19 protein-coding genes are annotated in these 22,402 nt (G+C 38.4%); 13 read left to right on the top strand and 6 right to left on the bottom strand.

What is annotated here, in order from left to right; genetic code table 11:
• Positions 1-984: 984 nt before the first annotated feature.
• The 7 genes from DKG80_RS13570 to DKG80_RS13540 all read left to right on the top strand — a co-directional run bounded on the left by DKG80_RS13570 (position 985) and on the right by DKG80_RS13540 (position 8,663).
• A complete protein-coding gene (locus DKG80_RS13570; protein WP_109831895.1) occupies positions 985-1,638 on the top strand; it encodes a hypothetical protein in 654 nt (217 codons plus the stop codon).
• Positions 1,639-1,975: 337 nt separating this feature from the next.
• Positions 1,976-2,575 (top strand): hypothetical protein, encoded by a 600-nt coding sequence (locus DKG80_RS13565; RefSeq protein ID WP_109831894.1) that lies wholly within the window; start codon positions 1,976-1,978, stop codon positions 2,573-2,575.
• Between the two features lie 441 nt (positions 2,576-3,016).
• Positions 3,017-4,963, top strand: coding sequence for a YgiQ family radical SAM protein (locus DKG80_RS13560; protein WP_109831893.1), 1,947 nt, complete (start codon positions 3,017-3,019; stop codon positions 4,961-4,963).
• A 225-nt stretch (positions 4,964-5,188) separates the two neighbouring features.
• The gene (locus DKG80_RS13555) at positions 5,189-6,283 is read left to right on the top strand and encodes an NAD(P) transhydrogenase subunit alpha (RefSeq protein ID WP_109831892.1); all 1,095 of its coding nucleotides are present in this window, start codon (positions 5,189-5,191) and stop codon (positions 6,281-6,283) included.
• A gap of 96 nt (positions 6,284-6,379) precedes the next feature.
• On the top strand, positions 6,380-6,685 hold the full coding sequence (locus DKG80_RS13550) for an NAD(P) transhydrogenase subunit alpha (protein ID WP_109831891.1): 306 nt from the start codon (positions 6,380-6,382) through the stop codon (positions 6,683-6,685).
• Between the two features lie 2 nt (positions 6,686-6,687).
• Positions 6,688-8,064, top strand: coding sequence for an NAD(P)(+) transhydrogenase (Re/Si-specific) subunit beta (locus tag DKG80_RS13545; protein ID WP_317048735.1), 1,377 nt, complete (start codon positions 6,688-6,690; stop codon positions 8,062-8,064).
• Between the two features lie 209 nt (positions 8,065-8,273).
• Complete coding sequence (locus DKG80_RS13540) at positions 8,274-8,663, top strand: hypothetical protein (protein ID WP_109831889.1); 390 nt, start codon at positions 8,274-8,276, stop codon at positions 8,661-8,663.
• Between the two features lie 107 nt (positions 8,664-8,770).
• Here the strand turns inward: DKG80_RS13540 and DKG80_RS13535 are convergent, their stop codons facing one another.
• On the bottom strand, positions 8,771-8,962 hold the full coding sequence (locus DKG80_RS13535) for a cold-shock protein (protein ID WP_109831888.1): 192 nt from the start codon (positions 8,960-8,962) through the stop codon (positions 8,771-8,773).
• Between the two features lie 529 nt (positions 8,963-9,491).
• Here DKG80_RS13535 and DKG80_RS13530 point away from each other — a divergent pair.
• Together DKG80_RS13530 and DKG80_RS13525 are read left to right on the top strand one after the other, a co-directional pair.
• Entirely contained in the window at positions 9,492-10,310 is an 819-nt protein-coding gene (locus DKG80_RS13530; RefSeq protein ID WP_109832055.1) for a helix-turn-helix domain-containing protein, read from the top strand.
• 102 nt (positions 10,311-10,412) lie between these two features.
• Positions 10,413-10,961 carry a carboxymuconolactone decarboxylase family protein gene (locus DKG80_RS13525; RefSeq protein WP_109831887.1) on the top strand — a complete coding sequence of 183 codons (549 nt, stop codon included), beginning with the start codon at positions 10,413-10,415 and terminating at the stop codon, positions 10,959-10,961.
• A 112-nt stretch (positions 10,962-11,073) separates the two neighbouring features.
• On the opposite strand, the gene DKG80_RS13520 is transcribed toward DKG80_RS13525, so the two are convergent.
• The gene (locus tag DKG80_RS13520) at positions 11,074-13,038 is read right to left on the bottom strand and encodes a PQQ-binding-like beta-propeller repeat protein (RefSeq protein WP_109831886.1); all 1,965 of its coding nucleotides are present in this window, start codon (positions 13,036-13,038) and stop codon (positions 11,074-11,076) included.
• 295 nt (positions 13,039-13,333) lie between these two features.
• On the opposite strand from DKG80_RS13520, the gene DKG80_RS13515 reads away from it, so the two are divergent.
• The 3 genes from DKG80_RS13515 to DKG80_RS13505 all read left to right on the top strand — a co-directional run bounded on the left by DKG80_RS13515 (position 13,334) and on the right by DKG80_RS13505 (position 17,472).
• Complete coding sequence (locus DKG80_RS13515; protein WP_109831885.1) at positions 13,334-15,889, top strand: methyl-accepting chemotaxis protein; 2,556 nt, start codon at positions 13,334-13,336, stop codon at positions 15,887-15,889.
• A gap of 449 nt (positions 15,890-16,338) precedes the next feature.
• Complete coding sequence (locus DKG80_RS13510) at positions 16,339-16,818, top strand: hypothetical protein (protein WP_162555878.1); 480 nt, start codon at positions 16,339-16,341, stop codon at positions 16,816-16,818.
• Between the two features lie 15 nt (positions 16,819-16,833).
• Positions 16,834-17,472, top strand: coding sequence for an MOSC domain-containing protein (locus DKG80_RS13505; protein WP_109831883.1), 639 nt, complete (start codon positions 16,834-16,836; stop codon positions 17,470-17,472).
• A 50-nt stretch (positions 17,473-17,522) separates the two neighbouring features.
• On the opposite strand, the gene DKG80_RS13500 is transcribed toward DKG80_RS13505, so the two are convergent.
• The 4 genes from DKG80_RS13500 to DKG80_RS13485 form a co-directional block, all read right to left on the bottom strand.
• On the bottom strand, positions 17,523-18,773 hold the full coding sequence (locus DKG80_RS13500) for an NAD(P)/FAD-dependent oxidoreductase (protein ID WP_109831882.1): 1,251 nt from the start codon (positions 18,771-18,773) through the stop codon (positions 17,523-17,525).
• 4 nt (positions 18,774-18,777) lie between these two features.
• The gene (locus tag DKG80_RS13495) at positions 18,778-19,086 is read right to left on the bottom strand and encodes a 2Fe-2S iron-sulfur cluster-binding protein (protein WP_109831881.1); all 309 of its coding nucleotides are present in this window, start codon (positions 19,084-19,086) and stop codon (positions 18,778-18,780) included.
• Between the two features lie 110 nt (positions 19,087-19,196).
• Positions 19,197-20,354, bottom strand: coding sequence for a cytochrome P450 (locus tag DKG80_RS13490; RefSeq protein ID WP_109832054.1), 1,158 nt, complete (start codon positions 20,352-20,354; stop codon positions 19,197-19,199).
• A gap of 182 nt (positions 20,355-20,536) precedes the next feature.
• Positions 20,537-21,382 carry an AraC family transcriptional regulator gene (locus DKG80_RS13485; RefSeq protein ID WP_109831880.1) on the bottom strand — a complete coding sequence of 282 codons (846 nt, stop codon included), beginning with the start codon at positions 21,380-21,382 and terminating at the stop codon, positions 20,537-20,539.
• A gap of 203 nt (positions 21,383-21,585) precedes the next feature.
• Between DKG80_RS13485 and DKG80_RS13480 the strand changes: the two genes are divergently transcribed.
• Positions 21,586-22,389 carry an alpha/beta hydrolase gene (locus tag DKG80_RS13480; protein ID WP_109831879.1) on the top strand — a complete coding sequence of 268 codons (804 nt, stop codon included), beginning with the start codon at positions 21,586-21,588 and terminating at the stop codon, positions 22,387-22,389.
• Positions 22,390-22,402: the final 13 nt, after the last annotated feature.

Below are 22,402 nucleotides of genomic sequence, written 5' to 3'. Positions count from 1 at the left end.
TTATTCATTATGGGAATCAAAGACATCAAAGCCTATAGTTTAATGGTAAAGTGTTAGCTCATTAAATTAGGGAGCTATAATTCTTGCCTTGAAAAATCAATTCTCTCACCGAGATGGCAATAGGTTAGAAGCTTACTCAACCGACATTGGATTGATTCAACTGGCCATGTCATTCTTTTTTAATAGATCTAGCAGAATAACACCTTCTTTAATTACAATTAGATACATTCTATAGCAAATAACGGAATTATATTTAGGTATTCCTTGATCTTTTCCCAGAAATTGACCAAAATTGTGTCAGCATTACAGAGAAGTCAACCAACTTTGCCACCAGCTAATTAATATTAACATGACTGAACTCTTTATTAACCTACGATCAAATCCTATTACTTTATTAGGTAGAATCGATAAACATCTGTATCAAGTAAAAGTACAGATAGTTCAATTTTTCAAGTTTCAAGTAACACTGTTAAGAAACACATTTTCTAAAGTACATAGTCAAAATCATTTAGAAGGAGAGGTAAATCATACCGTTTACCTGCTAAGTGTACTAAGCTCCTACTTATTTAGAATAACAAATACTGCTTTTGAACGGCATCGGACGCCCAAAAAACGGCCATTCGCTGTTTAAAATGGCTCTACGCAGTTTTTCTGCCCCCATTCGCAGTTTTTGAGGGGGCATTCGCACTTTTTTGGGTGCCATTCGCGGTTTTTTAAGTGCCATTCGCATGCGAATGGCCTCTAAAAAGCCCGAATACCCCTTCCAAATCAGCGAATACCCCTTCAAAAAGTGCGTAGAGTCAAAATTTTTAGCGAATGCCTACTCAAAAACTGCGTAGAGCCATTTTTAGCTTCGAAGAATTGATACAATCAGCTTTGCAGTGCATAAAAGTTAAGAGACGAACACTGTAGTACAGCTAGGGACAATTGGAAGATAACAAACAAAATAAAGACATAATTTTTATTCATTTAACCAAACAATTTATGAACAATCAATCGATAGATTCAAAACTTTTAGCGACGGAGATTACCCTGACCAATGCGCTCACTAACGAGGCTATTAAGACTGCTATGGCAATCTACGGCTACGATGAGACTAAATTTCTCGCCGCTAAGGCTATGCTCGATGATACCAAGATCAAGCATGCCAATCAGCAAAAGGAATATGCAGAGCAATATGACCTAACCGGACAAATAGAGAGCCAGCAAGCACAATTGAGAAAAACGTTAATCAAGTTCGCACAGATCGGAAGAGTCATCTTCAAAGACGATATCAAAGCGCTCAACGCTCTTGGTATCAAAGGGCGTGTGTTACAAACCTACTCAGCCTTCACACAGCAGGCTGCTAAGTTCGTACACAATGTCCTAGAAGATGCCAACTTCTTGCAGACCTACGCACAGTTTGGTATCAATCAAGAGGATTTCGAAGACTTCAGAGTCCAAGTAGATCAATTGATCAAAAACTTAGCTAGCAGAGACACAGAAGTAGGTGAAGCCCAGCAAGCCACGCAACTAAGAGATAATGCCCTTGAGGAACTCATGGATTGGATGTCGGACTTCAAAGTCTTCGCCCGAATCGCTCTAGAGCAACAACCTCAGATGCTAGAAGCACTTGGTATAGTTGAGCCGTCTGAGTAAGTAGGTTTATCATCATTCTGAGTAGGGAGAAGGTTCTACAAGAGCATATTTATTTAGGCTTATTTCAGAAACTTAGCTCTACTCAGAGTGATCATTTTTGATATTGAGGTAATTAAAATTGAATAGAATTGAGAAGCACGAACCTTATCAACAAATCGTTATTCTGAGTGTGATTATAAATATTTTAAATTCAGTTAGTTAAGGGTTGAATTCGACTACTTTTTTAAAGGGAACAAGTTGTGTATGATTTGATTAGGTTTCATTATTTTAATTCTGGGAGATTATAAAATTTAGTAAAACCAGTTCGAATCGATTTAGACGTCTAAACTTATCTTTTATGCTAGATAACATTTTATTTATTAAAGAACTTTTAGAATTAGGATATAGCTATCGAAAGCCTCTGTTAATTATTACTCTTAGCATATTTGCAATATTCGTCTTACTTGTAAGTTGGGGATCTAGCATTCATAATGAGTACAAGTCTGAACTAATTAATGAATGGAATAATCTGACAATTGGGGATTCCATTTTTGTAAAAAAGAACGTTTATCAATTAAAATTCTACAAAAAGGGTCGAAGAAAGCTTGAGGATTACGAACAACGACAAATTAAGTATCGAAGAGAGGATACAGTAGATTTCTGTAGAGTTAATTCTGTTCATGAGAAATTCTTTTTTAAAAAGCAATCTTCGTTTGTTGGAATTTGTCTTGATAAAGACTCTTCGATGACCGAAGCTGGACGACATGGAGAACATTTATGGGTTTCTATTATGCCTCGATATGAAATAGCTAATCCACCTAAGTCTGATAAGTACGACTTCAAAACTAGAACTTGGAGTAGAGACCGAACAAACTATAATTATAGTGGTCTTTTAAGTAATGAATTTTATGTTAATTTTAATGATATTCAATTAATTAACAATGACTCTAATTTTTGAAGTTAAGTATAACCAACGGAAAATCTGTTTAACCTAGAAAATAATTCAAGATTGAGGAATTCAATTTCTGCATCCTATCTTGTAAATTCTCGATTTAATAGAACGTCTAGTAATTACAATTTAATGCCAACAGTATTTTCTGGCATCTATTGAGATTGCACTTCTAACTTCATTTGCTGTAAAACCTTAAAGAGTACATAAGAATAAAGTAAGCTATCGAATCAGATATCAACATCTCTCGTTACAGTTTTATTATTGTTTTATTTTAAATGAAGTGTAAAATCAGATATTTTTTGTAATTAATTTTAGAAGGGTAAGTTACGTTACTGTGAAGAGTTGGATATCGATGGCTTAGTCTTAAATTCAAATATCCAACCTTATTTCTCACCCCTTGGTCGTGAACAGTAACCAATAAGTCAAGTATCTAGCTACCTTTGCAAAATGCAGCAAAATCGCCCAATCACAGACTGGCTTCCCATCACCAAAAAAGAAATGCAAGAAAAAGGGTGGAACGAACTCGATGTCGTTATCATCTCTGGAGATGCCTATGTTGACCACCCTGCTTTTGGTGGAGCAGTGATAGGACGTATCATAGAAAGCGAAGGTCTAAGGGTCGGAATCATCCCTCAGCCTAATTGGCGCGATGATTTGAGAGACTTTAAGAAGTTTGGTAAACCAAGATACTTCTTTGGTGTCACCTCTGGCTGTATGGATTCTATGGTCAATCACTACACGGCTAACAAGCGTAAACGAAGCAACGATGCCTACACCCCAGGAGGAGAGGCAGGATTCAGACCAGACTATGCGACCATCACCTACACCAAGATCCTAAAAGAAATTTATCCAGATGTACCAGTAGTAATCGGTGGTGTAGAAGCTAGTCTCAGAAGAGTGACGCACTACGATTATTGGTCAGATAAACTGATGCCTTCGATTTTGGTAGACAGTGGAGCCGATATGTTAGTATATGGAATGGGAGAACAACCCTTGAGGGACTTATTGAGACTGGTAGGTAAAGGTGTACCGTTCGATCAAATACAAAATATTCCTCAGACCAGTTATTTGACACCAAGGCACGAACCTATTCCCGATAGTGAATGGAAAACCGTAGCACTCAACAACCACGAGAAGTGTCTAAGAGATAAAAAAGCATACGCCTCCAACTTCAAGCATGTAGAGCAAGAGTCCAATAAGTTGAAGGCTGACCGAATCGTACAGGCAGCAGGAGACTACAATGTAGTCATTAATCCGCCGTACTATACGATGACAGAAAGAGAGATCGATCAGTCTTTTGATATGCCATACACCCGTATGCCACATCCAAAGTACAAGAAGCGAGGAGCCATTCCTGCCTATGAGATGATCAAGTTTTCGATCAATATGCACAGAGGCTGTTTTGGGGGATGTAGCTTCTGTACCATATCGGCACACCAAGGTAAGTTTATCGCTAGTCGTAGTAAGGAGTCGATTATGAAAGAAGTTGATCAGGTGACCAGTATGCCAGACTTCAAAGGCTATATCTCAGACCTTGGAGGTCCATCTGCCAATATGTATGGCTTAAAAGGTAAAGTACAAGAGATTTGTGACAAGTGTGTAAGCCCATCATGTATTCACCCAGTAGTGTGTAGCAACTTGGATACCGACCATACACCGATGACCGAACTTTATAGAAAGGTAGATAAGCATCCAAAAGTCAAAAAAGCATTTGTAGGAAGTGGTATTCGCTATGACCTTCTAGTCAAGAGTTTCAACAAAGAAGCAAACGACAGCATAGACGAATACATGGATCAAGTAGTCAGTCGCCACATATCAGGTCGCCTCAAAGTTGCACCAGAGCATACAGCAGATGATACGCTACGAATCATGCGTAAACCATCCTTCAAGCACTTTCATGATTTCAAAAAGAAATACGACCAAGTCAATAAAAAGCATGGGTTGAATCAGCCTTTGATTCCTTATTTTATTTCTAGTCACCCCGGATGTGAAGAACAAGACATGGCTAATCTTGCAGCAGAGACCAAAGATATGGGGTTCATGCTAGAGCAAGTACAAGACTTCACACCCACACCAATGACTGTAGCTACGGTGATTTACTATTCTGGATATCATCCTTACACCATGCAGCGTATGTATGTGCCAAAAACAGAGAAAGAAAAGCGCTCACAACACATGTTCTTCTTCTGGCACAAAAAAGAATATCAACAACGTATCAAAGATAAGCTGCTCAACAAAGGGCGCAGAGATTTAGTAGAGAAACTACTCGGCAAACAAATTGTCAATGATGTCATGAAAGAGCAGCCATTTACCAAAGCAGGAAAAGCTTCAAGCAAGCGAAACGGGAAGTCAAATTTTTCCAAAAAACGAAAAAACTTTAATAAAAGACGATAACAATTCCTGTCATTCAGACGCAGATAATTAAAATCATGTTTTTCTATTAACTTACAGATATACAGTTGTTTACTGGTCGTTTAGCACCCTGTTATCATAAATAAATCTGCGTTAACTACGTAGTTTTAAGTGAATTACCTATAGCTTTGCGCCCGCTCTTTCAGGTACAGGAGGTATCTATTGGGGGCAGTAACGTATGATTTATAATACCTTAAAACAGTAGCAATGGTAATAGGTGTTTTGAAGTGTACTGAGGAGAATTTGGTCGCCTTGGTACCAAAAGTTGTCGCCAAATATATAAAAAGCGATTACGAAGTATGGGTGGAGAAAGGCGCAGGCTTGGCTTCTAACTACACCGACCAACAGTATGAAGAAGCTGGAGCGAAAATCGTCTCTAGAGAAAAAATCTATACAGCTTCTATTATCGCCACAGTCAGTGGCATCGAGATCAATGAAATCAAGCAATTCAACCCAGAGGCATTTGTCGTAGGGAAGTTCAATGCTAGAGTGGATTCTCCACTATTGACTGCATTGAAGAACTCAGGGCTCAAGGCTTTTAGCCTAGACCTGCTTCCTAGATCTACTATCGCTCAGTCTATGGATGTATTGTCTTCTTTGGCTTCACTAGCAGGCTATAAGTCTGTGGTATTAGCAGCAGATCACTTTGCAGGATATCTTCCGATGATGACTACTTCGGCAGGAACTATTCCTCCAGCTAAAGTTATGATCCTAGGAGCAGGTGTTGCAGGTCTTCAAGCTATCGCTACGGCTAAGCGTCTCGGCGCTATGGTAGATGCGTTTGATGTACGATCTGCCGTAAAAGAGGAGGTAGAAAGCCTTGGAGCTAAGTTCATAGAAGTAGAAGGAGCTCAAGAAGATAAAGGTGCCGGGGGATATGCCGTACAGCAGTCTGAAGAGTACATCGCTAAGCAAAAAGAGCTCATTCACGAGACTGCATTGAAAGCTGATATCGTGATTACTACAGCGAATATTCCAGGAAGAGAAGCACCTCTTTTGATAGAGGAGCGAACAGTGAAAGCCATGAAAGCAGGTTCTGTGATCGTCGATATGGCTTCTGCCAGTGGCGGAAACGTAGCAGTATCCAAAGACGATGAAACTGTTAAAGTAGAAGGAGTGACAGTAATAGGAGATTCCAAACTGCATAACCATATGGGAACACAGTCAAGTTTCGTGTATAGCAACAACATTTTCAATTTCTTGTCATTTGTGATGAAGGAAGGTGTTGATAATATACCCTATGACAATGAAATCGTCGCAAATACACTACTAGTACCAGTCAAAGAGGCTGTAGTAGCTTAACTAATCTTATCGCGATTGGTTTTGGATTCAGCTATTGGTGAAATGTGCTAATAGTTCGATTTTAATACTAGTCGCTCATTACTAATTCATTTTATTATGCAAGAGATACTAAATTATCTAACAGATAATGTATTGACTATAAACTTGTGGATCATCACCATTTTTTTAGGATTCGAAGTGATTTCCAAAGTACCAACAGTTCTTCACACTCCATTAATGTCCGGTTCAAACGCTATTAGTGGCATTGTCATCATAGGTGCAATAGTACTAATGAGACAATCAGCCTCAGATGATTACGTTGCTTTGGGCGCTGGATTCATCGGTATAGTACTAGCTATGATCAATGTGGCTGGAGGTCATGCAGTGACCAATCGTATGTTGGAAATGTTTAAGAAGAAATAATTATGGAGCACCTTAGTTTATTATACATTGTCTCTACAGTACTTTTGATTGTAGGGCTAAGAAGGCTAAGCAGTCCAGCTACTGCGGCCAAAGGGAATATAATTGCTGCAGTCGGAATGGGACTGGCAATCCTTACGGCTATGGTCGAGCCAATTGAAAACGACCATGGAAATTACATTCTTATATTGATAGCATTAGCTATAGGATCTATTATAGGTCTTGTCGTAGCCAAGAAAGTAGAAATGACAGCCATTCCAGAGATGGTATCACTCTTCAACGGATTTGGGGGAGCCTGTGCAGTTGCAATATCCATGGTAGAGATAAGCAATTTTACTGCTGACGTCTCTAAAGGCTATATAGCTACTACGTATCTAGCATTATTCATAGGAGGAGTAGCATTCACGGGGTCTTTGATAGCATATGGAAAATTATCAGGAAAAGTAAAAGACTGGCGAAGTGGAATTTCATCCTATTTCAATCTAATCTGGTTGGCTCTATGTCTTGGATTGATGGCTTATGAAGTGATTATGACTGGGGAAATCGGTTACCTACCATTCATAATTTTAGGTGTTTCACTGATTTACGGATTTACTTTTGTATTGCCGATTGGAGGTGCTGATATGCCAGTTGTGATATCATTGCTCAATGCCTTGACAGGTGTAGCTGCAGCTTTAGCTGGTATTGTTTATGGAAATATGGTGATGCTTCTAGGAGGTATTTTGGTAGGTTCTTCAGGAACTATCCTGACAGTACTCATGTGTCAAGCCATGAATAGATCTTTGATCAATGTAATAGTAGGTGGTTTTGGAGGTTCGTCAGCTTCAGCAGCAGGTGGAGATCAAGGTACTGTGAAAGAAACAACAGCAAACGATACTGCGATTATGATGAGATATGCTAAGAATGTAACGATCATCCCAGGATATGGTATGGCAGTGGCTCAAGCTCAAAAAGCAGCTAAGGAACTAGATAAGTCATTGACCGAAAGAGGAGTGAATGTAAACTATGCGATTCACCCAGTCGCTGGTCGTATGCCAGGTCATATGAATGTATTATTAGCTGAGGCTGATGTTTCCTATGACAAGCTAAAAGATCTAGAGGATGCGAATAGTCAATTTCCTGACACGGATGTTTCCCTAGTAGTTGGAGCCAACGATGTAGTCAATCCATCTGCACTCGATGATCCAGGCAGCCCGATATATGGGATGCCGGTACTAGAGCTACTTAATTCAAAACAAGTGGTCGTATTGAAAAGGGGTATGAGCAAAGGTTATTCAGGAATTGAAAATCCTTTATTTTTCCATGACAAGACTAAAATGCTATTTGGAGATGCTAAGGCTACTATTGAAGCATTGAATGACGAAGTTAAGTCAATGGACTAATGTCTAGTTGCTTTCGAGTAACATCCAAAGGTCAAAAGGTATTGTTGATCAGGAATAGAAATCTGATAGTTCTCTACTACTAATGGTTGTGAGAACTATCGGGTTTTTTCGTTTTTTAGGATTAGAATAAAATTCTTACTTTTGATAGTGGAATGTGAGAAATAGAAACCACCAGTTGAAAATTTCATAAACATTCTAAATCGTAAAAGATGAAAATCTGTAAGCTTTCCCAAGCTGCTCTGGCTTTAGTTATTGTTTTATCATTAGCCTCGGCCAGTACTCTCAAAAGTGAATTTGTAGAAGTCTCTCAAAGATTTACTGGATCAGATAGAGTTTCTTTATCTAATATTTTAGGAGATATAGATGCTGAGATGATATGGGCAGATATTGATAAGTCCGGAACTAAGTTGACCGTCAAAGTTTATAATTACTATTCTGCAGATAGTAAAACTGCGCCAACAAAAACTATCTTGAATCAACTAGGAACTAATATTAAGAGTTTAGTTGAAAACAAGTATGATGTCAATCGAATAGAATTTCAGTTTTTAGAAGAAGGACAATTAAGTTCAGACTATCAGTATTGTGTGAAAGGGTGCTAAAGACTTAGATCTCTGGCTTCAAGTATACATCATAGTCACTGAAGGGAAATAAAAAGCCCTGCTTTGAATAACCAAAGCAGGGCTGGAATAAATCTTATATTCTGTACTTATACTACGCGTACACGTACAGCATTTGGGCCTTTTTTTCCTTGTTCAATTTCGAATTCAACGCTGTCATTGTCTCTTACTTCATCAACAAGACCAGACACGTGAACAAAGATATCTTGTCCGTTGTCATCTCTTTTAATGAATCCAAATCCTTTTTCGTCGTTGAAAAACTTTACTTTTCCTGTGTTCATAATTCTAAAATATTAATTCTCTTTTGGTTCTTTAGTTGGTTCGTCTACTATGTTGCCAAATTACGTTAACGTAAGCTATCATGTCTTCAAGGCTTCCGCTAGTTTCTTGGTCTTTTTTATCTATTTTTCTTTGAGTTTTTTTTACTCTCTTTTTTCTCTGCTTTTTGTCTCTTCCTAAAGCTATTATTCGATTTAGCCATACTAATTGTTAAAAATCAACAATTGACTAAGGCAAAATACTAAGGAAAAAAACGAGATTCATTTTGGTTCAATAGCTTCGATTCTGACTTAGTCAGTCTTTGTAACATAAAAATCGATACAGCTACTAAGAAACGAATTAAGTATTTCTAAAGAGGGGCACCCAGTTTTAGGTTAAGTGCGAAGGTAGGCCGAAATATTGAATATCTAATGCTAAACTTTGAATATCAATGTTTAATACTCAACTCTTGGCCTTTTAAGACAAGAATTGAACTTACATTCGCACTCTTCAGTTAAAGAAACTATGTTTTACGAATACAAAGGGCGTCCTATGGAGTCTAGTCTTAGGCTCACAGATCAGATATCATTAATTACAGAAAATGATCAGATCCCTAAGAACGACTACATTCATATTTATTGGAATAGGAGTAGTAAGAAGCAGCTCATCACGGTAGATAATGTCCCAATAGAACTAGAATCCAATCAATTAACAACTAGTACTTTTCTACAGAATGTATGGGTAGATAATTCTTCTCAATTATTAGTGTTCTCATTCAATAGGGAGTTTTACTGTATTCAAGACCATGATGAAGAAGTGTCGTGCAATGGAATAATTTTCTTTGGTACTCAGGATACTCCTATTTTAACATTGGATGAGACAGAACAAGGAAAGCTTGAGACTTTGCTAAATGTCTTTATTGATGAGTTTCAAACGAAGGATAATATTCAAGGAGAAATGTTGCAGATGCTTTTGAAGCGTTTGATTATTAAATGCACACGATTAGCAAAAGAGCAATTGATTACTAGGGAATTGAAAAATGATCAAATAGATATTGTCAGAAAGTTTAATGTGTTAGTGGATAAAAATTACAAGGAACTGAAGCAAGTATCAGAATATGCAGATTTGTTGTTCAAGTCTCCTAAGACCCTTTCTAATCTTTTTAAACTGTACAATCAGAAAACTCCATTAAAGATAATTCATGAAAGGATCGTACTGGAAGGTAAGCGGATGCTGACCATGACTAATATGACTGTGAAAGAAATCGCATTTGATTTAGGATTTGAAGATGTTTCGTCTTTCACTAAGATGTTTAAGAAGGTTACAGGAAGTTCACCAATAGATTATAGGAAATCTATAATTCAGGAATAATCACCAACTCCTAGGGAAAAATGTCCTCTTACCTAGCACGACAACTGGAGTTAATACTATCAGAAAATAAAACTTTTAAACACAACAAAAACTGATAGTAATATGGCAACTTTTAATGTACCTACAAGAGACGAAGTATCACCAGCAAATCAAGCGATCTTCGATAATTTGAAAAATCAACTAGGATTCGTTCCTAATTTATATGCATCATACGCTCACTCTGAAACTGCTTTGGGTGACTATCTAGGGTTTGCAAGCAGAAAGACTACTCTTACTAACAAAGAAAAAGAGGTTGTAAATCTAGTTGTCAGTGAAGTAAATGCTTGTGCTTACTGTTTAGCAGCTCATACAGCTGTTGGTAAGATGAATGGATTCTCTGACGAGGAGATTTTAGAAATTAGAAGTGGAGAAGTTAGTTTCGATACGAAAATTGATGCTCTAGCAAAGTTTGTGAAAAATGCAGTAATCAATAGAAGTAAACCTGATGCTGATGTGGTGGATAGCTTCTTATCTGCAGGTTATAGCAAAGCGAATTTGGTTGATACGATTGTATTAATAGGCGAAAAGACGGTAAGCAACTTTTTACATGGTGCGACTCAGGTGCCTGTAGATTTTCCTGCTGCTCCTGAATTGGAGGAGGCTTCAGCTTAAGATATATGGTTTAGGTTAGTTGAGAATAGCCTCGAGTGTATGCTCGAGGTTTTCTTTGAAAAGAAAAAAGCAGCCCATTAGAGCTGCTTTAATATATTTTATCAAAATGAGTTTATTTCATTTTATATGCTTTAATTGTTTTCTGCTTTTCACAAACAAATACAAGGTTGTCAACTTCATCAATCACGTAATCAGGTTCTTTTTCTATCAATTCGATAGTTCCTATTTCCTTTCCAGAAGCTTTGTCAATCATGAAAATACTCTTTTTACCTTGGTCATCTTTAGAAGTTAAAAAAGCACTTTCCTTAGTTTGCTGAGAATTGAAGAATCGGCTTACCGAGATATCTAACGCAACTGCAGTTTTGCCATCTACTTCTACTGATCCGCCGTATTGTTTCGTTACTTTAGCAGCACTACCTTGTTTATCCATAGGTGCTTTTGCTCCAGCTGAGATAGCTTTCAATTTATTTAGATTTTCCATTGCTCCTTCAAGATCGATGTCATATCCCATAGTTTTCGCAACACTTGAAGCAAGAGCTAGATAATTTAAACTCTTAAGAGGCTTGTAATAGCTAGTGTAAATCAACTTGCCATCTCTATCTACCAAAGACACGTGCTGATCATCATAGATAAAGTAACCCGCATCGATAGCTTCTGCTTCCAAAGGTGTTTTTTTGTTTACATCTTCTAAAATTACATCTTCGGCGAATTGCTCGATATCTCCTGACTTAAGATCAAATTTGTAGCCTTTTTTATTCTCAAAAAGCATAACTACGTCTTCTTTATCATCATATGCTACTGCTGGAATAGCTCTAAATTTCACATCCTTTTTCCAATAATCCTTACCTTTTGCGTAATCAAGGATGTTTGACCTTTCGTTAGTGATGTAAAGAACTCCTTTTGGAGAAGGAGTAACGTAGTAGCTAAGTCCTTTTACTTTACTATCCCAAATAGATTTTCCATCAGTATCAACTAATGAAATTTCAGAACCTTTTTTGGTCGGTCCGTTAGCTATGTACCCTTTAGGATCTGGAACAACTTCTGTCATGCCAGGGATCTTGAAACTTTTTTTCCACTTAAAGGTGTTAGATTTAGGATCTATTAGGTTGAATCCTTCAGTCTCAACAAGCACTAAGTTGTCTCTTCCTTCAATGTCAGGAATAACATCGATCAGTTGTCCTCTTAACTTTAGCTTGTCAGGAGTGATATCTTTCCCCGTCTCTGGATCATAAACAACCAACTTTTTACTTAAGGCTCGACCCATGTAAAGTTGATTGTTCAAAGGAGAGTAAACTAAATTAGCAATCCATTTTGTAGGGTTAGTAATCCATGCTTTTTCTCCAGTTTCGAAGTTTAGTGCTACGATGTGGTCATTCTTACCACCTTCTTCCGATGGAAGTAGATTTGTTGCCCAAAAAACCATGTTTCCACTTTTAGTAAACATGATGTCGTTTTTGATATACCCTCCAGCCTTTAATGTGTTTAGAGCTTTGCCTAAACCACCTTTAGCCGTACCGCCGATTTTAGTCTTCCATGCTTCCGATCTTGTTTTCAAGTCAAACTTCATGATATAGGCATCGCCTTCATAAGTCATTTCAAAAAGAAGGCAAAGCTTATCTTCAAGGAATCTATAGTTTTTAATTCTATAGCCTGTTTCCTGAGTATCATACACGATTCTACCAGTCGCAGAATTGATGATAACACTTCTTGCGCCAGATGCCAGTAAATCTATTGCAGTTGATTTCATTGCTTCAACACCTCCTGAAAGAGATTCTTCTATTCCTTTCAGTGGCGCGTCAACAAGGAAAATCGGTAAAGAAGCGATGTTTTGAAATGATTGTTTTGGAACTCCTTTCAATGTTTCATTGCCCCATTTGATAGCACCGGTTTTATTGTCCATGGCAAAGAGGCCTTTTGCTCCGGCAGCGATTATAGTTCCATCATTGGTTTGTTCCATCCAGCCTACTTGATAGGCGAAATCTGTCATATCTCTTTCCCATACTTTTTGCTGGGCAGAGACATTTAGCGTCATAACAAGTAGTATGACCAGAGAGGTAAGTCTGTGTATTTGTTTCATAATTTGAAATTGATTTTAGTTAGTATAAAAAATCCCCATGTGTAAGTACACATAAGAAATTAGATATAGTTCTTGATTGAAAAGGTACCAATTTACTGTTTCTAGTAAAGGGTTTGGATCGGTTAATCATTTTTGAGAGGTTATAATATGTTACTAATCTAAGATTTTTTTGTCAATGATAAAAAATAACCTTTTTAAAGCAAATAATATTTCTATGCTTAACAATTGCATAACTCTATAGTATTAATACGATGTTAGTTTTGTGCTATATTATTGAGTTAATAATAACTAGCTTATGGATTTGTTTAGAGGGTTGACGGGGAAGTTTTTGATTCCGTATGCTCTTACATTGATTTTTGGTATTTGGACGTATTTTACGATCCAGAGTATTTTGGATTTACATGCTATGAAAGAAGTACTGCATGTGATTAAATCTGAAACACTTGAGCTAAGAAAATACGAAAAGGACTTTCTGGTCCGAGAAGGAAAGAATCCAGTGTATCTTGAAACTGGAGAAAGTGCCTATCTGGCTTCTATTAATCAATTATCCAAAGATATTGTTCTGAAGATAGATGGTATAAGTGAACATCATACTATTTCAGAGGTCAAGGCAGATAGTATGAAACTACTGCTGAACAACTACATCACTATATTCAATGATTTGGCCAAGCTGATAAGGGCTAAAGGTTTCAAGGATTATGGATTGATTGGTCAGTTGAGATCTGCTATTCATAATGTGGAAGGTATGGATATGAAGTACGACAAGGCTTATATGCTAATGCTGCGTCGTCATGAGAAAGACTTCTTTTTGAGGAGTGATTTAAAGTATGTTGACAAGTTTAGTGTTGGAGTAAAAGACTTTGAAGAACATATCAATAAAGTGGGGAGGTACTATCCGGCACAGAGAAATGAGATTTTGGCTTTGATAGCCAATTACGAAAAAGACTTTATGAAAGTCGTTGGGTTGCAAAAAGAGATTGGACTGAACGAAAACGATGGTCTGCATGGAGAGTTGAGAAACGCAATTCACGATTTTTCACCCTATGTGGATGACTTTATTTCAAAAAACAATCAATTTATCGGTGCTGAGATCAAAAGAAATCTATTAGGCTTAGTAGGGCTTTTTGTTATCCTTATTGCTACAGGGATTTTTATTTTGACACAGCATGTGTATAAGATTACTCAAAATATTAATCGTATTAATCATAGTGCGGTAATGCTAGCAAAGGGAGAGATTCCTAATGAGGAAAAAGTAAACTCAAAGGATGAATTGGGACGTGCTCACCTTGCTTTAAATACTTTGACTCAGGGTTTAAAAGAAAAGACTGCATTTGCAGAGGCAGTAGGTTCGGGAAGTTTTGATATGGAACTGAATCTCTTGAGTGAAAAGGATGTGTTGGGGCATAGTTTATTGTCCATGAAGAATAACCTCGAATCTGTACTTGAGGAAATCAAGATGACTGTCAAAGAGGTAGATGTTCAGGGCAGTTTGAAAGCAAGAATTGATACTGATGGCAAACAAGGAGCATGGGAGAAGTTGTCCGTTGGAATCAATAATCTAATCATGACGTTGGCACAACCTCTTTCCTCCATAGAAAAAATCGCTAATGGCCTTGCGGAAGGGGATTTGACCGTTCGCTACGAGTCGAATGCAAGTGGAGATATCAAGGCAATAAAAGACAAACTGAATAAATCTCTACACGATTTAGGAGAGTTGATTCATAGCATATCAGATACTTCCAATGTTGTCGATAGTTCATCTGAGGAAATGACTGAGGGCAGTCAAGAAATAAACTCTAGCATGAAAGAAATCTCTGCTGCAATCTCAGAGATAAGTACTGGAGCCATGAGGCAGGTGAATAAGGTAGATGAGTCTTCAAATTTAGTTTCAAGTATTTTGAATTCTTATGAAGGCATGATCGAGAAATCAAGAAGTATTCATGATTCGGCTATTGAGGGGGTGGAAAACTCTGAACTAGGCGCACAAATGTCTAATGAGGTAGCAAAGACACTTGACAGAATGAGTGTGATTTCTGAAAATACTTCAGAGGCAATTGGTAAGTTGAAAAAGCAATCTGGTGAAATTGCAAAAGTCCTAGGACTGATTAAGGATATTGCTTCTCAGACTAACCTTTTAGCTCTAAATGCATCTATTGAAGCTGCTCAGGCTGGTGATGCAGGAAGAGGGTTTGCGGTAGTGGCTGAAGAAATTCGGAAATTAGCTGATGATTCTAGAAGTTCTGTTCGGGATATAGAGTTACTGATCGATTCAGTGCAAAAGAATACTATTCTGGCCGCGGCAGCTATACAGGAAATGAACGATAATGTAGTGGAAGGAACTAAGACTTCGGGAAATGCTAGAAAGGTGTTTGAAGAGATGCAGATGGCTTCTAGAGATACCTTGAGTATGTCTGAAGATATTTTGGCTAATACTAAAGATCAAAAAAATGAGATCAAAGAGATTGTTAATAATATTGAAAGTATCGTAGTGGTAGCTCAGCAGACTGCTGCTGGTACTGAAGAAGTAGCTGCTTCAGCTTCTCAGATGAGCTCTAGTATGAAAATATTCGATGACCGAACTAATGAATTATCGTCAGTGGCTAAAGGTCTCAATAATAAAGTAGCTTCGTTTAAGCTACCCTCACAACAAGGTCCGACTATAGAAATAAAAGCTAATCCATCATTGAGTGAAAGGGCAAAGGGTTTAGAAGCACCATCGAAAACTATTGCTAAGACCTCCTTGGATATCGTGGCTGATATTGAAAAAGATATCAATCACAAGATAAAGAATGAAGAGGATTGGACTAAGAATAAGAAATCTAAGGACGGGGAAGAGTTTGAGGCTGTATGATCTGTGTTGACTAATGCATAGTTTCTGAATTGATTTTCCTCTTTGATTATAAGCATTGATTTTTAAAGTATGCCCTTGGATACTGATAGTATGCTATTAGTGATGTGTATTATGCTCATAGGATGATAAAGTATCATTTCGGGAATAGGAAGTGAGCTAATAGGCAAATGAAGTATGGATTTGGGAATTGAAAGTGCGCTAATGGGAAGATGAATGGTGCTTTGAGAAATCTGGAGTATGGTCTCGGGAATTTGAAGTATGCTTTGGGGAATCTGAAGTGTGGTCTCGGGAGATTAAAGTATGCTTTAGGGTGTTGTAAGTGTTGTTTTTTAGGACTATTCATGGAGGTTGTTGTGGATGGGTGTGAGTATTTAATCCTTGTATAGATTCATAGCTTGAATACTATGTTTGATTGAGCGATCTTTATGATGTTGATAATTTCTAAGTGTATGAATTTCTTACAAATAGTATTTGCAGTGGTATTGGCGGCAGCAATGAGTCAATGTGATGATTCTACCTCACAGACGGATCAGGATGATCGGTCTACTGCAATAGGGCAGTCTTTATATGGAGATGTAGCGACCAAGATAAGTAATGGGGAAAAAGTTTCTGATTCTTTTCAAATGATGGATGCTCGAATCGAAGGTACGGATTTATTAGTGGAGGTAGGGTATGGAGGAGGATGTGAGCCTCATAGCTTTGAGTTGCTATGGCCAGAAGTGATCACTATGATCTATCCGCCTCAGTTTAATGTGATATTGATTCATTATGCCAATGGTGATCAGTGTGAGGCTTATTTAAATGAGACGCTTACTTTTGATTTGAAATCTGGTGAAATGAAACTAGATGATGGGACTATTAAGATCATGGATCTGGGAGTAATGAACGGGAGCAATTCTGAGCAAATTTTGTATCCCAATGCGAAGTAGTACTAAATTACTTATATGAAAATCGTATCGACGAATGTGGGTCAGAAGCGTGAAGTGATCTGGCGTGGTAAGCCTGTTCAAACAGGTATATTTAAAGAATCAGTAGAAGAGGGTATTTACCTAGGTAGTAGTGATGTGAAGGGGGATCATGTGATTGATAGAAAATATCATGGTGGCTATGACAAGGCATGCTATCTCTACAGTGCAGGGCATTATACTCACTGGAAGGAATTATACCCTGAGAAGGAATTGCCTTTTGGGATGTTTGGTGAGAATTTGACTGTAGAAGGGCTGGATGAAACTGAAATAACGATAGGATCTACTTATCGAATCGGAGGGGCATTGGTCCAAGTGTCTGAGCCACGAGAGCCGTGTTTTAAGTTAGGAATTAGATTTGACGATCAAGGTGTCTTGAAGCACTTTCTCAATTCTACTTACAGTGGTGTATATGTGAGAGTACTGGAAGAGGGAGAGGTCAAAGCAGGTGATAAGATGGAACTGGTAGAGTATGTTGATGGTATCAGTATAGTGGATGTCTATAAGATGTTATATGCTAGTTCTATAGATGAGGATACATTGCTACAGCTGGCTGAGGACGTACACTTGAATGAAGAGAAGCGTGAAAGGTTATTGGAGAAGTTTGGAGCGAAGTAGATATTTCTACCTACTCGCTCTCAAAACTATTACTACTTATTACTACTGTCTTATTCGGCTAGCAGATTTGCTGGCTTAAAGTCAATGGATGAATCAACCAACTTGGTTTTGTCGATGACTTTTTGATCTTTGATGAACTTGGTGCCAACTACATATGCTTTTGCATTGTTTACAGCATCTACTGCTAGTAATTCGTCACCTTTAAAGTACCATGTGGAGAATTTATACCCTTCGGTATTTTCCTCTCGGATTAGGATTTCGTCGTAGCCTTCTGCTAGTCCCACCATTTGGAGTTTTACATCAAATTGATCTGACCAAAACCATGGTATGGCATCATATTTAACTTCTTTGCCACAGATCGAAGCCGCAGCGATTTTGGCTTGGTCTACTGCATTTTGAACAGATTCTAGTCTGACGTATCTATTATAGTGGGGATTGTGATGGTAGGTACAGTCTCCGATAGCATATATATGAGGATCACTGGTACGAGCTGATGAATCGACTTTGATTCCGTTGTCTATTTCGATACCTGCTTCTTTTGCTAGTTCGGTATTGACCTTGATTCCTACTCCTACTACTATGACATCGGCCTTGTATTCTTTGTCATCATTAGTGATTACAAGATTACCAGAGTCTCCAGCTTTTATTTTGTTGACTGTTTTACCAACTTCTATTTTGACGCCGTTGTCAGCATGAAGAGTTTCAAAGAAGCTAGACATTTCAGGAGAGGTCACTCTTGCCAAGACTCTATCTTCACGTTCTATGACGGTCACATCTGCACCTAGTTTCTTCATGGAAGCTGCGATCTCTAACCCAATATAGCCTGCTCCTATGATGACTGCTTTTTGGGCACCTTCATTGATAGCCTGACGAATATTGGTTACATCTGCTGCAGTTCTGAGAGGGTATACATTTTGTGCATCAGCCAGCCCTTCTATGGGAGGGATGATAGGTCTTGCTCCTGTGGCGATGACTAGTTTATCATAGTGCTGTTTTTCGCCATCTTTGAGAGACACTTTTTTGGCCTCACGATCTATTGATTCTACCCAAGATCCTAGTTTGAGTGTAATACTCTCTTTCTCGTAGCTTTCTGCTGATTTGAGAAGGTTTTTTTCAATTCCGTCATCACTAGTAAGATAAGCCTTGGATAAAGGAGGTCTATGGTATGGCAATACAGGGTCTACATCATAGATGATGATATCGCCTTCCCAGCCTTCTTTACGCAGAGCAAATGCAAAGTTGACTCCAGCATGACTTGCGCCTATGATGACGCAAGTTTGATCATTAGTACTTGTTGACATTGGTTTAGTTAGCTACGTGTAAGACTACACCGTCCAACTTGTCACTTACTTCTATTTGACAACATAGTCTGCTTCTCTCATTGTAATTGTCCGCTAGTTCTAGCATGTCAGCTTCGATTTCACTTGCTTCGCCAGTCTTAGAAACATGGTCTGGATCTACATGGACATGGCATGTAGCACATGAGCACACACCACCACAGTCTCCGTCAATACCTGAAACGCTATTGGCTACTGCCAATTCCATTACTGATCCTGAGTCAGCTTCTGCAACGATAGTTTCGTTGTCACTAGTTATAAATGTAATTTTTGCCATTTGAGTAATTTTTTATGTTTCTTCAATTTCGCCAATAAAGAGGAGGACTTTATAAAGAGATCTGCTAAAGTCTAGCGTTCGCTAAGCCTATCTAAGTGACGGAATAAATATTATTTCTTATTAAACTTCACATTGATACTGTCAAACCCCACTTTGCGCTTGAATTCGTCCCAGTCTTCAATGTTTTCGTCTGCGCTGGTGATTTCCATAGAACCAACCTTTTCAGCTAATACCTTACAAAGAATCGCTAAGATTTGACGGGCGTGAGTGGCGCCTAGACAGTTGTGAGTTCCAAATCCAAAGCTTACATGAGGATTCACTTTTCTATCTATTACAACTTCGTTTGGGTTTTCAAATACTTTAGCATCTCTATTGGCCGAAGCCCAGCATAGAGAGACTCTTGAGTCAGCCTTGACAGCATGCTCACATACTTGTGTGTCTTCTGTGACGACACGACCCATGTGCGTCAATGGAGCAAAATATCTCACCAGTTCTTCCACGGCTTTGCCTATGATCTCAGGTTCGGCAGCTAGTCTTTGTAAAGATTTGGGATGCTCGGCGAAGTAAGCGATTGAATTAGTGACTGCATTGATCACTGTATCTCTTCCTCCAGCGAATGTCAAAATCATTACACCTTTTACTTCTTCTTTGGTGAGTTTTCTACCATCAACTTCAGAGTTTAAAAGCACAGAATACAAATCCTCGCCGGGATTTTCCATTGCTTTGTCGATTTGCTTGTCTAGGTAATCGTATAGAATATTGGCTTTGTCAGCATCTAGGTCAGTGTCTTCACTTCTAAATACGTGCTTTCCCCAGCCGATCCATACTTCGGATTCTTCATAGGGGATGTTTAAAAGCAATGTTAGTGCTCTGGATTGTAGTTTTAGAGAAAAATCTTCTACTACTTCTACTTCTTCCTGTTCTAGGGCTTCATCTATTACACCACTGATGATTTCAGTGAGTTTTTCTTGATATTCAGCCTCGAGAGGTCTTTTGAACCAAGGTTCGACTAGGTCTCTATATCCTTTGTGCTCAGGTGGGTCTACCTCAAAGGGTATTTGTCGAGTGTCTCTGATGTTTACTTCCGAAGGAACAACAATTCGACCAGGTTCAGCGCCAGACTGGAAAGTTTTCCAATTATGCGCCGTCTTACGAACGTCCTTGAGTCTGAGCAACATTTTGACTGGATCGTTCTGATCGTTTACTTCTCCAAATCCTCGTTCTTCACGCGCTTTTTCAAATGGATCAGGAAATTCACTTTTATTCATTTCACTCATTTTGATATTGTCTTTCGGTTGGTCAAGTTTCTAGCCACTTGACGATACAAAAGACGTAGAATCAAATGCGATGATCGTTCTTTATTTTAGTTTAATAAGTAAGTATTTTGTCGTGATTATGATTTGAATCATGTAAAGTGTGATAAAAAGCAGGATGAAATCTTGAGAAAACCCTATTTGATTCTTCGGTACATCTTTCTAAAACCTAGGGGTGAGTAACCTTTGAATTTTTTGAACTGCTGGTAAAAGAAGGGTAAACTTTCATAGCCGCATTTGTAGCCTATTTCAGCGACTTGTAAATCTGTTTCTAGTAGTAATCTACTGGCTCTATTCACCCGGTATTCATTGAGGTAGACAAAGAATGGTCTTTGCATGATTTTGCTAAAGAATCTGGAAAAAGACTGCTCCGTCATATTGAGTTGGTTAGCTACATCGATCAACTTGATTTTTTGAGAAAAGTGCTGGTCGACATAGTTCTGTACAGTTTCTATCCGGTCAGTGGTTTCATTGGACTGGTCATAGGCATATGATTCTCCAGCGAGTATGACTTTGTCCTTTAATTGATCCATTGTTTGAAGCAATTCTGCAAATCTCACAAATCGATTGAGACCACTTGCGTCAATGATGGCTTGCATCTTTTTTACAATTTCGATGCTATCAGCATTTCTAAATAGAACTCCTCTGCCCGAATTACTCATTACATGTTGAATTACTCTGTATTGAAGAAGGGAATTTGAGAGTTCGGCAGGCCACTGTATGACTAATGATTCAGCTTTTTCGTTTTGGTGTTCTTCGTTTTTCCAGCAGTGAGGTAGGTTGGGGCCTATTAAGACTAATTCGCCCGTCTGATAGTCAGAAATATTGTTTCCTATATAGCGGATTCCGGTGCTTTTCAGGATGTAGGTGAGTTCATATTCAGGGTGAATATGCCATGGGGCATCAAACTCATCAGCAGAGTATTTGAATGCTCGGATAGAGGACTCATCTTCCGTAATTACCTTCTCCAGTACCGCCTTCATAGCTCAATAGTTGTGTATTCTTTTCTCAATTGTATGATAAAAATCATTAACAAAACAGAAAAGATAACTTTTTAAACAAAATAAAGAAAGAGGTTGAATGAGTAGTAGACCTCTTTTGTGTGCTGTAAACTGTGTCTGTTTCCTAGATCATCACGAGCGGGCTCGTAAATTTGCAAAGACACGACAACCAAAAAACTTGAGAAATGACCCAGTCAAAATTTAAAACTACAGAGCTGTCCAACCCGAAATTTGAAGCTGATAATGGCCTTCGTTTCATTACGGTCAAAACGCCAAATCTCAAAGGTCGTGGAGATATTTGTGTATTTGTTCCTAAAGGAGAGCATAAAGATTTACCTATAGTTACACTGATGCATGGGGTCTATGGGAGTGCATGGATCTGGGCGATGATGGGTGCGGCTCATATTACTACTCAGCGATTGATAGACGAAGGTAAAATCCAACCTGTCGTATTGGCAATGCCATCTGATGGACTTTGGGGAGATGGTTCGGCTTACAATGCTCATGATGGGTTCCATTTTGAGAAGTGGATTGCAGAAGATGTGCCTACCGCAGTCAGAGAGAATATCCCTCAGACCTCAGACCAGTCGAAGCTTTTCATATCAGGATTGTCAATGGGAGGGTTCGGTGCTCTGAGAGTAGGGGCTAAGTATGGTAAGCAGTACGCTGGGATATCTGGACATAGTAGCATCACGGAGATTGAACAGATGAAGATTTTTGTGGAAGAGCCTCTTGAGCATTATCACCAAAGTGATAGGCAAGACGAAGATGTTTTCACTTGTATGAAGGAAAATCTTGATACTCTTCCTCCTGTGCGATTTGATTGTGGTAATGCAGATGAGCTTATCGAGTATAACCGAAAGCTACATGCAGACTTGACTGAGGCGGCCATCGATCATACGTACGAGGAATTTGAAGGAGGACATCAGTGGGAGTATTGGCAAGAGCACTTGGTGGATACTCTTGTTTTCTTTGACCAACTTAAGTGATGTATTCCTTCAC

Source organism: Reichenbachiella versicolor (genome assembly GCF_003171675.1).
Taxonomy (GTDB): domain Bacteria; phylum Bacteroidota; class Bacteroidia; order Cytophagales; family Cyclobacteriaceae; genus Reichenbachiella; species Reichenbachiella versicolor.
This window is presented reverse-complemented; position numbering and strand designations above follow the sequence as displayed.

Bases quoted from the DNA above. Each gene is read 5' to 3' on its own strand.
- DKG80_RS13570 (WP_109831895.1), top strand. From the start codon at position 985: ATGAACAATCAATCGATAGATTCAAAACTTTTAGCGACGGAGATTACC.
- DKG80_RS13565 (WP_109831894.1), top strand. From the start codon at position 1,976: ATGCTAGATAACATTTTATTTATTAAAGAACTTTTAGAATTAGGATAT.
- DKG80_RS13560 (WP_109831893.1), top strand. From the start codon at position 3,017: ATGCAGCAAAATCGCCCAATCACAGACTGGCTTCCCATCACCAAAAAA.
- DKG80_RS13555 (WP_109831892.1), top strand. From the start codon at position 5,189: ATGGTAATAGGTGTTTTGAAGTGTACTGAGGAGAATTTGGTCGCCTTG.
- DKG80_RS13550 (WP_109831891.1), top strand. From the start codon at position 6,380: ATGCAAGAGATACTAAATTATCTAACAGATAATGTATTGACTATAAAC.
- DKG80_RS13545 (WP_317048735.1), top strand. From the start codon at position 6,688: ATGGAGCACCTTAGTTTATTATACATTGTCTCTACAGTACTTTTGATT.
- DKG80_RS13540 (WP_109831889.1), top strand. From the start codon at position 8,274: ATGAAAATCTGTAAGCTTTCCCAAGCTGCTCTGGCTTTAGTTATTGTT.
- DKG80_RS13535 (WP_109831888.1), bottom strand. From the start codon at position 8,962: ATGAACACAGGAAAAGTAAAGTTTTTCAACGACGAAAAAGGATTTGGA.
- DKG80_RS13530 (WP_109832055.1), top strand. From the start codon at position 9,492: ATGGAGTCTAGTCTTAGGCTCACAGATCAGATATCATTAATTACAGAA.
- DKG80_RS13525 (WP_109831887.1), top strand. From the start codon at position 10,413: ATGGCAACTTTTAATGTACCTACAAGAGACGAAGTATCACCAGCAAAT.
- DKG80_RS13520 (WP_109831886.1), bottom strand. From the start codon at position 13,038: ATGAAACAAATACACAGACTTACCTCTCTGGTCATACTACTTGTTATG.
- DKG80_RS13515 (WP_109831885.1), top strand. From the start codon at position 13,334: ATGGATTTGTTTAGAGGGTTGACGGGGAAGTTTTTGATTCCGTATGCT.
- DKG80_RS13510 (WP_162555878.1), top strand. From the start codon at position 16,339: ATGAATTTCTTACAAATAGTATTTGCAGTGGTATTGGCGGCAGCAATG.
- DKG80_RS13505 (WP_109831883.1), top strand. From the start codon at position 16,834: ATGAAAATCGTATCGACGAATGTGGGTCAGAAGCGTGAAGTGATCTGG.
- DKG80_RS13500 (WP_109831882.1), bottom strand. From the start codon at position 18,773: ATGTCAACAAGTACTAATGATCAAACTTGCGTCATCATAGGCGCAAGT.
- DKG80_RS13495 (WP_109831881.1), bottom strand. From the start codon at position 19,086: ATGGCAAAAATTACATTTATAACTAGTGACAACGAAACTATCGTTGCA.
- DKG80_RS13490 (WP_109832054.1), bottom strand. From the start codon at position 20,354: ATGAATAAAAGTGAATTTCCTGATCCATTTGAAAAAGCGCGTGAAGAA.
- DKG80_RS13485 (WP_109831880.1), bottom strand. From the start codon at position 21,382: ATGAAGGCGGTACTGGAGAAGGTAATTACGGAAGATGAGTCCTCTATC.
- DKG80_RS13480 (WP_109831879.1), top strand. From the start codon at position 21,586: ATGACCCAGTCAAAATTTAAAACTACAGAGCTGTCCAACCCGAAATTT.